This is a genomic window from Rhodococcus sp. P3_B8, assembly GCF_056402775.1.
Genome location: NZ_JBFUGT010000280.1, coordinates 1 through 8,547 on the forward strand (window position 1 = coordinate 1; position 8,547 = coordinate 8,547).

An 8,547-nucleotide genomic window follows, 5' to 3' on the forward strand; every position below is an offset into this window, starting at 1 on the left:
GAATCCCGGTGGGATTCGGCGCCTCCGCGGTCCGACTGTGGGTGGAACTAGTGCTTCTCGGGCCCGACGTAGTACTCGAAGACGAGACCCGCAGCGGCCGCGAGAACCGCAATCACGGCGACCACGATCATCCACGGCTGGAAGAACGCCATCGCGACTGCGACGAAGGCGGCAGAAGCGGCGAGCAGGATCGGCCAGTAGCTACCGGGGCTGAAGAATCCCAGGTCGCCTGCGCCGTCGGCGATCTCCGCGTCCTCGTAGTCCTCGGGACGGGTGTCGAGTCGACGGGCAACGAACCGGAAGTACGTTCCGATGATCAGCGTCAGTCCCGCCGACAGGCAGATGCCCGTCAGACCCGCCMACTCGATACCGGTTCGTGAAACGGCGGTGAAGACGCCGTAGACGATCGCGACGAGAATGAAGAATACCGTCAGGATCTCGAAGAGCTTGGCTTCGATCTTCATATCAGCACTTGTCCTTGGTCAGTGAGGTATCAGCAGCAGGTTCAGTTACCTTCGACACCGCTCGCCTGCTTGTAGCCGCGATCGGTGGTGAAGGGAGACGTCGACGTCGCAACCGGGGACTCGCCGATGGCCTGCAGAGCCTCCGCCGTGGTCAGATCCCGGCCGCCTTCGCTCGCCGGCTTGCGCAGCTCGATGTACTGCGCGAACTTGTCGGGGCTCACGGCGCGAACCTCGAAGTTCATCATCGCGTGGAACGTGCCGCACATCTCGGCGCAGCGCCCGACGAAGGCACCTTCCTTCTCGATCTCACTGATCTGGAAGACGTTGTCGGAGTGGTTCTCCTTCGGGTTCGGGTTCACGTCGCGCTTGAACAGGAACTCCGGCACCCAGAAGGCGTGGATGACATCGGCCGAGGCCAGTTCGAACTGGATCCGCTTGCCGGTCGGCAGAACGAGGATCGGGATCTCGTTGCTCGAGCCGATCGTCTCGATCTTGTCGTAGTGCAGGTAGGACAGGTCCTGGGGGGTCTTGCCGTGGATCGGCCCGGGCTGGGCGTGCTCACCCTCGGCCTCCGCCTCGGACGCCGGTGCGGACTCGACCGCAGCCTGCGCTTCCTGATCGACGCCGTCGTACTTGCCGCCACCCTCGCCGAGGTCGATGGAGCGGTAGCCGAACTTCCAGTTCCACTGGTACGCAGTGACATCCACCACCACGTTGGGGTTGTCCTCCTTCTCGAGGACATGGTTCTGCACGACCACCGTGAAGTAGAACAGCACGGCAATGATGACGAACGGAACCGCGGTGTACGCCAGCTCGAGCGGCACGTTGTATGCCGTCTGCCGCGGGAACTCGGGTGAGTCCTTCTTCTTACGGTGGAAGATCACCGCCCAGAAGGTGAGTCCCCACACCAGCACACCCATGACGAGGGCGGCGATGACCGACCAGGTCCACAGTTCACGCATGCGGTGCGCCTGCGGGGTTACGCCCGAAGGCCACCCGAAACGAAGCACCTCGTTGTCGATTGAACAACCCGACAGCAGCAAGGCAGCAATGCCCAAAGATACTGCCAACCCTGCCCGCCGAAGGATCCGACCTTGCGCCACGTTCACGCCTTCCTGATCGCCGCAAATTCCACTAGGGCACACCCGATGGGAAGGCCCAATTACTACGCAGCGTAGACCAAAGGCGGCGGCTCTCCATCCTCGGGTCGGGCGACGTGTCGCTGCCGGTGCCGCGGCGGTGTCGCTGTTYGAGCCGGGGCACCGTCACCGGCGGCCCGAACCGGACGCTCCGGGAATCTGCGGCATACTTTCCGGCAGAGATCCCTGACCACTCCACCTCGTGGAGCCTTCCAAGATTCTGAATTGAGGTACCGGACGCTGTGTGCGGACTGCTCGGGCTACTGACCTCTGGAGAAACCAGCGACAACGCCGTCTCACAGGTCGACCAGGCAATGCACTGCCTGCGGCACCGTGGGCCGGACGAGCACGGGACCTGGCACGACGACCACCTGGTCTTCGGGTTCAATCGGCTGTCGATCATCGACATCGAACACTCCCACCAGCCTTTGCGGTGGGGTCCGGCGGAGAATCCGGAACGCTACGCGCTGACGTTCAACGGCGAGATCTACAACTACCTCGAGGTTCGGGCCGAACTCGCCGAGCAGTTCGGTGCGCAGTTCGTCACAGAGGGTGACAGCGAGTCCATCGTCGCCGCGTTCCACTACTGGGGCGAGGACGCCGTCCGTCGTCTGCGCGGCATGTTCGCGTTCGCGATCTGGGACACGGAGACGCGGGAGCTGTTCATCGCGCGCGATCCGTTCGGGATCAAGCCGCTCTTCCTGGCGACGGGCACCGGCGGCACCGCATTCGGTAGCGAGAAGAAGAGTCTGCTGGAGCTGGCGAGCCTGATCGGCATCGGCACCGAACTCGATCCGCGGGCCGTCGAGCATTACACCGTCCTTCAGTACGTGCCGGAGCCGGAAACCCTCCACAAGCAGATCCGCCGCCTCGAGTCCGGTTGCTTCGCACGTGTGCGCCCGGGCGAAGAACCCGTGATCACCCGCTATTTCGCGCCCACGTTCCCGGTGCGTCCGTTCGCCGCGGGCACCGAGCAGGCCCGCTACCGCGAGATCGCCGAGGCGCTCGAGGATTCGGTCGCCAAGCACATGCGCGCCGACGTCACGGTCGGGTCCTTCCTGTCGGGCGGCATCGACTCGACGGCAATCGCGGCGCTCGCGATGCGCCACAACCCGAACCTGATCACGTTCACCACCGGTTTCGAGCGCGAGGGCTACTCCGAGGTCGACGTCGCAGCCGAATCCGCCGAAGCGATCGGCGCGCGCCACGTGGTGAAGGTGGTGAGCCCGTCCGAGTTCGCCGCCGCCATCCCCGAGATCGTGTGGTACCTCGACGATCCGGTTGCCGATCCCGCACTGGTTCCGCTGTGGTTCGTGGCCAAGGAGGCGCGCAAGCACGTCAAGGTCGTGCTGTCCGGTGAGGGCGCCGACGAGCTGTTCGGCGGGTACACCATCTACCGCGAGCCGATTTCGCTCAAGCCGTTCGAGTACCTGCCCAAGGGCCTGCGGCGGGCCGCCGGGAAGCTGTCCGAGCGCATCCCCGAGGGCACCCGGGGAAAGAGCCTGCTCAACCGCGGTTCACTGACCCTGGAAGAGCGGTACTACGGCAACGCGCGCAGCTTCAACGACGCACAGTTGCGCGCCGTCCTGCGCGACTTCCGGCCGGAGTGGACGCACCGCGACGTCACCGACCCGATCTACGCACAGTCGCAGGGGTGGGATCCGGTGGCCCGGATGCAGCACCTGGACCTGTTCACATGGTTGCGCGGCGACATCCTCGTCAAGGCCGACAAGATGACCATGGCCAACTCGCTCGAACTGCGGGTGCCGTTCCTCGATCCCGAGGTCTTCAAGGTGGCGTCGCAGGTGCCGTTGGATCAGAAGATCACCAAGAGCACCACCAAGTACGCGCTGCGTCAGGCGCTGGAGGGCATCGTCCCCGGGCACGTACTCCATCGGGCGAAGCTGGGCTTCCCGGTGCCRCTGCGGCACTGGCTGCGCGGCACGGAACTGTTCGATTGGGCACATGAGCAGATCGCGGCGTCGGGCACCGATCACCTGCTCGACAAGGCCGCGATCACGAAGATGCTGAACGACCACCGGGACGGCGTGTCCGACCACAGCCGTCGCCTGTGGACCGTGCTGATCTTCATGGTCTGGCACGGCATCTTCGTCGAGAACCGCATCGTTCCGGAGATCGCCGAGCCGGCGTACCCGGTCTCGCTGTAGGCGCTTCGCGCCCATGCGCCTTTTTGGTAGTTGGCGCTACCAAAAAGGCGCACGGGCGGCGGGGCCGCCTGTTACGGCAGGACGGCAGCGATCTCGTCGGCCGCGGTGGATCCGTAGGCGTCTGCGAGGCGCTTGACGGCCTCGTCGCGGTCGAACGTCCATTCCTGGGTTCCGACGGTCTCCAGTACGAGCACGGCCACGAGCGACCCCAGCTGTGCGGAGCGCTCGAAACTCAGGCCCGCGCTGTGCGCGAGGAGGAATCCGGCCCGGAATCCGTCACCGACACCGGTCGGGTCGACCTTCGCCTTCTCGGGGACGACGGCGACGCGGGTCCAGTTGCCCTCGGAATCGACGATCTCGACGCCCTTGGAACCGAGCGTGGTGACGCGGACACCGACCTGAGCGCGGATCTCCTCTTCGGACAGTCCGGTCTTCTGCTGCAGCAGTCCCCATTCGTACTCGTTCGTGAACAGGTATTTTGCGCCGTGGATCAGCGCCGCCGCCTCCTCGCCGTTCAGTCGGGCGAGTTGCTGCGACGGGTCGGCGGCGAAGGGGATGCCCTGCCGGCGGCATTCCTCGGTGTGGCGGATCATCGCCTCGGGGTCGTTGGCGCCGATGAGGACCAGCTCGAGCGGTTCGGCGTCCTGCGCGATCCCGGACAGCTGGATCTCGCGGGCCTCACTCATCGCACCGGGGTAGAACGAGGCGATCTGCGCCATGTCCTCGTCGGTGGTGCACACGAAACGCGCGGTGTGCGCGGTGGTCGAGATCCGGACGGCGGTGCAGTCGACGCCGTTGCTCTCGAGCCACCGGCGGTAGTCCGCGAAGTCGGCTCCGACAGCCCCGACCAGCAGCGGAGATCCACCGAGGACGCCCATGGCGTAGGCGATGTTGCCGCCCACTCCCCCGCGCCGGACTACGAGGTCGTCGACCAGGAAGCTCAACGAGATGTGGCTGAGCTGATCGGCGAGCAGTTGCTCGGCGAACCGGCCCGGAAACCGCATCAGGTGGTCGGTGGCGATGGAACCGGTTACCGCAATTGTCACGGGCGGATGCCTTTCGATGAGTTCGGTCGGGATTTCTCACCGTACCCCGGAGTACCACCATGATCGGTCGGCAGCACGGGACCCGGGTACGTGGAGATCGGGCACGAAAAAAGTCTGACGCGGCAGCCGGTCGGCGCCGCGTCAGACTTGTCGATTCAGTTGTACTTCGGCCTGGGACTCAGTTGAAGGAGTCGCCGCAGGCGCACGAACCGGTCGCGTTGGGGTTGTCGATGGTGAAACCCTGCTTCTCGATGGTGTCGACGAAGTCGATCGAGGCACCCTCGACGTACGGCGCGCTCATCCGGTCCACCGCGAGGGCGACGCCACCGAAGTCCACGATCAGGTCGCCGTCCAGGTTCCGGTCGTCGAAGAACAGCTGGTAACGCAGTCCTGCGCAGCCGCCGGGTTGCACGGCGATACGCAGTGCGAGGTCGTCGCGACCTTCCTGATCGAGCAGCGCCTTCGCCTTGGCGGACGCGGCTTCGGTCATCTTGACGCCGTGGACGGCGGTCTCGTTCTGCACAGTCATGGGCTCTCCCTGTAGTTCGTAACAAACCCGTGAACGCTTCAACGGTACTCCGCGCCCGACTTATTCCCGGGTTCCATTCCCTGCGGCAGCGTCCGCAGATCGATCCACGTCCATGGTATCCGACGTCACGGATTCGGGTTACTACCCTGCGGCCACACCTTCCCACCCCCGGGCTGCGGCCGCCGCGAGGTCTCTCAGCTGCGCGTATGCGTCCGACATCGCGAGTTCGGTCGATCCCGCGTGATCGACCAGGGACAATGCGTCGTCGATGCCCGCGCTGTCGAGGTCCGCGGCGTCGAGGAGGACCTGCCCGGCAAGGACGAGCGTCGCGATCGACCGCCGGCGGGCGGCAGCGGCGAGCGCGATCACGAGTTTCCCGCGCAGCGACTGCTGGTCGAGGCGGCCTTCGCCGGTGATCACGAGCTGGGCGGAGGCGAGTTGGCGGTCCTGCCGGGTGCGCTGAGCGACCACCTGAGCACCGGATTCGCGGGTCGCGCCGAGGGCGAGCAGCGCGGCGCCGATGCCACCGGCGGCGCCGGCTCCGGCCTCGGCGGCGACCTCCCGGGCCGTCACTCGCTGCAGTTGCCCCGCCCACGCGGCGTTCCGGTCCTCGAGGAAGGCGACGGTGTCGGGGTCGGCACCCTTCTGCGGTCCGAACACGCGGGCGGCGCCATGCTCGCCGAGCAACGGGTGCTCGACGTCGGACGCGGCGACCAGTTCCACCGAACGCAGGCGGGCGACGGCGGCGTCCGCGCTCCCGAACCCCTGCGCGAGTGCTTCGACGAGGCCGCGGCCGCCGTCGGTGCAGCTGCTGCCGCCGAGACCGACGACGATTCTGCGCGCTCCGGCGTCGAGGGCCGCCACGACGAGTTGACCGACGCCTCGACTGTGTGCGTCGCGGGCGGTGCGGGGCGTCGGCGGTCCGCCCAGCAGTCCGAGTCCGCAGGCCTGGGCGGATTCGAGGTAGGCGTCGGTGCCGTCGAGGAGCCAGCGGGCGGTGACGTCGGCGCCGAGCGGCCCTTCCACGACCGCGGTGCGGACGGTGCCACCCGCCGCGGCGATCACGTCCACGAATCCGGGGCCACCGTCGGACTGCGGCGCCTCGATCAGCTGGTCGTCCGGGCGCACCGCCGACCATCCCGCCGCGATCGCGGCGGTCGCCTCGACGGCGGTCAGCGTTTCACCGAAGGAGTCCGGTGCGATCATCACTCGCATCGGCGAAGTGTATGGCGACGGGCGCGACCCGGCATTTCGATGTGAGGGCGGTTTTCCTCCCGGTGGCGTCTTCCCATACTCTGGAAGGGTGAAATTGCTACGCCGCGGTGATTCGGACAATTCAGACAAGCGGGACGTCGAGGTCGCCGAGTCGTCCACGGCCTCGGAGGCGGAGTCCGCCGAACAGGYAGGCAAGGGCCGCCCGACCCCCAAGCGACGCGACGCCGAGGCGAAGCGACGTGGACCGGTCGCGCCCGCACCCCTGACGGCGAAAGAGGCACGCGCCCGTAAGAAGGCCACCCGCGGTAGCAAGGAAGAGCGCAAGGTCGCCGCGGCGGAGCGACGCGCCACCGCCGCCGAGCGACGCGCCCGCATGCTCGCCGGCGAGGACAAGTACCTCCTCCCCCGCGACAAGGGCCCGGTCCGCGCGTACGTCCGGGACATCGTCGACGCCCGGCGAAACCTCGTCGGCCTGTTCATGCCGCTGGCCCTGGTTCTCATCATGGCCATGTTCGTCAGCCCGGCGCTGCAGGCGATCGTGACGCTTGCCATGCTCATCATGATGATGTTCATGGCCATCGAGGGCGTCTGGCTGGGCCGCAAGATCAACAATCAGGTGCGGGAGCGCTTCCCGGACACCCCCGACGGCGGTTTCAAGCTCGGGTGGTATGCGTTCGTACGTGCGTCGCAGATCCGCAAGCTGCGCGCCCCCAAGCCGCGGGTGCGCCCCGGCGACGCCATCTGACGGTCAGTTGTGGGGCGCGCGGTGCGTCTCGGCGAGCAGCCGCCCCAGTTCGGCGTCGCGGTCGTACGACAGGTCGGTCATGGGATCAGCCGGTCGGAAGAAGTTGTCGCGGTAGCTTTTCCGCAGTCGCGGCGGGAGTGGACCCAGGTGCCGACCGGCGTACATCACGGCCGCATGCAGCACGAGGAGAAGTGCAACGAGGACGAGGAATTCGGTCATGGCTGAAATTTTCCGCCCATTCACTTCCCGCCAACAGTGGCGGAATTGACGTTCTTCGTCAAAATACTGCCACTCCCGTGGGTTGGTAGCGTTTCCCTCCGTGCCCACCGCCGATTCCCCGGACCGCCCGAGCCGTCCGAACCAGACGTCGCGAACATTGGTGCTCGGCGGTGCACGCTCCGGAAAATCCGCTCACGCCGAGGAACTGACGCAGGCCCTGGCCGGGGCGGGCCGGGTGCGCTACGTCGCCACCAGTCACCGCGACCCCGACGACCACGACTGGGAACACCGCATCGCTCAGCACCGCGATCGACGTCCCGGCAGCTGGCTCACCGTGGAAACCGCGCACCGGCTCGACCTCGCCGACCAGCTGCGTTCTCCCACCGAGGCCGCGGCCACCCTCGTCGACGATCTCGGCACCTGGCTCACCGTCGAACTCGACGGCGCCGCAGCCTGGGAATCGCCGCGGGGCACCATCACCTCACGCACGGACGAACTCGTCGCGAGCGTCCGCGACTACCGCGGCGCACTCGTGCTGGTGACTCCCGAGGTGGGTCTCGGTGTCATTCCCGAGACCCGGTCCGGTCGCCTGTTCCGCGACGAGATCGGCGCCCTCAACGCGCGACTCGCCCAGGTCTGCGATCGCGTCGTCCTCGTCGTCGCCGGGCTGACCATGACCTTGAAAGATGATCCCGCACGTGAGTCGCGCGGGCCAGAAGTGTCCACTCGAGCGAGAGGCCAAGCGTGACCAGCGAGTCCGTGAGCACCGACCCCGGTCGGTTCGAACCCGTCATCCCACCCGACGAAGGGGTGCGCGCACAGGCCGAAGCCCGTCAGCTGCAGCTCACCAAACCGGCCGGCTCGCTCGGACGCCTCGAGACGCTCGCGTGCTGGGCCGCGGCCTGCCAGGGCGTCTGCCCGCCCGTCCCCTTCGCGCGGGCGCGGGTGGTGGTGTTCGCCGGTGACCACGGGGTGGCCCGGACCGGCGTCTCGGCGTATCCGCCCGAGGTGACGGCCCAGAT

The 8,547-nt window shown here is 67.1% G+C and carries 10 protein-coding genes; 4 read left to right on the forward strand and 6 right to left on the reverse strand.

Features of this window, described 5'->3' with window-relative positions:
• Positions 1-47: 47 nt before the first annotated feature.
• On the reverse strand, positions 48-464 hold the full coding sequence (locus tag AC1D1G_RS37160) for a cytochrome c oxidase subunit 4 (RefSeq protein WP_477956072.1): 417 nt from the start codon (positions 462-464) through the stop codon (positions 48-50).
• 41 nt (positions 465-505) lie between these two features.
• Positions 506-1,573 (reverse strand): aa3-type cytochrome oxidase subunit II, encoded by a 1,068-nt coding sequence (ctaC, locus tag AC1D1G_RS37165; RefSeq protein WP_043824202.1) that lies wholly within the window; start codon positions 1,571-1,573, stop codon positions 506-508.
• A gap of 272 nt (positions 1,574-1,845) precedes the next feature.
• Between ctaC and asnB the strand changes: the two genes are divergently transcribed.
• Complete coding sequence (gene asnB, locus AC1D1G_RS37170; RefSeq protein WP_283352579.1) at positions 1,846-3,771, forward strand: asparagine synthase (glutamine-hydrolyzing); 1,926 nt, start codon at positions 1,846-1,848, stop codon at positions 3,769-3,771.
• 71 nt (positions 3,772-3,842) lie between these two features.
• Here the strand turns inward: asnB and AC1D1G_RS37175 are convergent, their stop codons facing one another.
• The 3 genes from AC1D1G_RS37175 to AC1D1G_RS37185 all read right to left on the reverse strand — a co-directional run bounded on the left by AC1D1G_RS37175 (position 3,843) and on the right by AC1D1G_RS37185 (position 6,561).
• A complete protein-coding gene (locus AC1D1G_RS37175) occupies positions 3,843-4,817 on the reverse strand; it encodes a carbohydrate kinase family protein (protein WP_283352580.1) in 975 nt (324 codons plus the stop codon).
• A 178-nt stretch (positions 4,818-4,995) separates the two neighbouring features.
• Positions 4,996-5,346, reverse strand: coding sequence for an iron-sulfur cluster assembly accessory protein (locus AC1D1G_RS37180; protein WP_005247725.1), 351 nt, complete (start codon positions 5,344-5,346; stop codon positions 4,996-4,998).
• Between the two features lie 141 nt (positions 5,347-5,487).
• Complete coding sequence (locus AC1D1G_RS37185; protein ID WP_280782594.1) at positions 5,488-6,561, reverse strand: glycerate kinase family protein; 1,074 nt, start codon at positions 6,559-6,561, stop codon at positions 5,488-5,490.
• An 88-nt stretch (positions 6,562-6,649) separates the two neighbouring features.
• On the opposite strand from AC1D1G_RS37185, the gene AC1D1G_RS37190 reads away from it, so the two are divergent.
• Entirely contained in the window at positions 6,650-7,306 is a 657-nt protein-coding gene (locus AC1D1G_RS37190) for a DUF3043 domain-containing protein (RefSeq protein ID WP_477956073.1), read from the forward strand.
• A 3-nt stretch (positions 7,307-7,309) separates the two neighbouring features.
• On the opposite strand, the gene AC1D1G_RS37195 is transcribed toward AC1D1G_RS37190, so the two are convergent.
• Positions 7,310-7,525, reverse strand: a complete 216-nt coding sequence (locus AC1D1G_RS37195) for a hypothetical protein (RefSeq protein WP_280782596.1) — start codon at positions 7,523-7,525, stop codon at positions 7,310-7,312.
• Between the two features lie 100 nt (positions 7,526-7,625).
• On the opposite strand from AC1D1G_RS37195, the gene cobU reads away from it, so the two are divergent.
• Positions 7,626-8,273: a bifunctional adenosylcobinamide kinase/adenosylcobinamide-phosphate guanylyltransferase gene (cobU, locus tag AC1D1G_RS37200; protein ID WP_477956074.1), complete on the forward strand. Its 648-nt coding sequence runs from the start codon at positions 7,626-7,628 to the stop codon at positions 8,271-8,273.
• The coding region (locus AC1D1G_RS37205; RefSeq protein WP_477956075.1) for a nicotinate-nucleotide--dimethylbenzimidazole phosphoribosyltransferase at positions 8,270-8,547 on the forward strand (278 nt) is incomplete at its 3' end. The genes cobU and AC1D1G_RS37205, both read left to right, overlap by 4 nt.

Coding starts and splice junctions, on each gene's coding strand:
- AC1D1G_RS37180 (WP_005247725.1), bottom strand. CDS start 5,346: ATGACTGTGCAGAACGAGACCGCCGTCCACGGCGTCAAGATGACCGAA.
- AC1D1G_RS37185 (WP_280782594.1), bottom strand. CDS start 6,561: ATGCGAGTGATGATCGCACCGGACTCCTTCGGTGAAACGCTGACCGCC.
- AC1D1G_RS37195 (WP_280782596.1), bottom strand. CDS start 7,525: ATGACCGAATTCCTCGTCCTCGTTGCACTTCTCCTCGTGCTGCATGCG.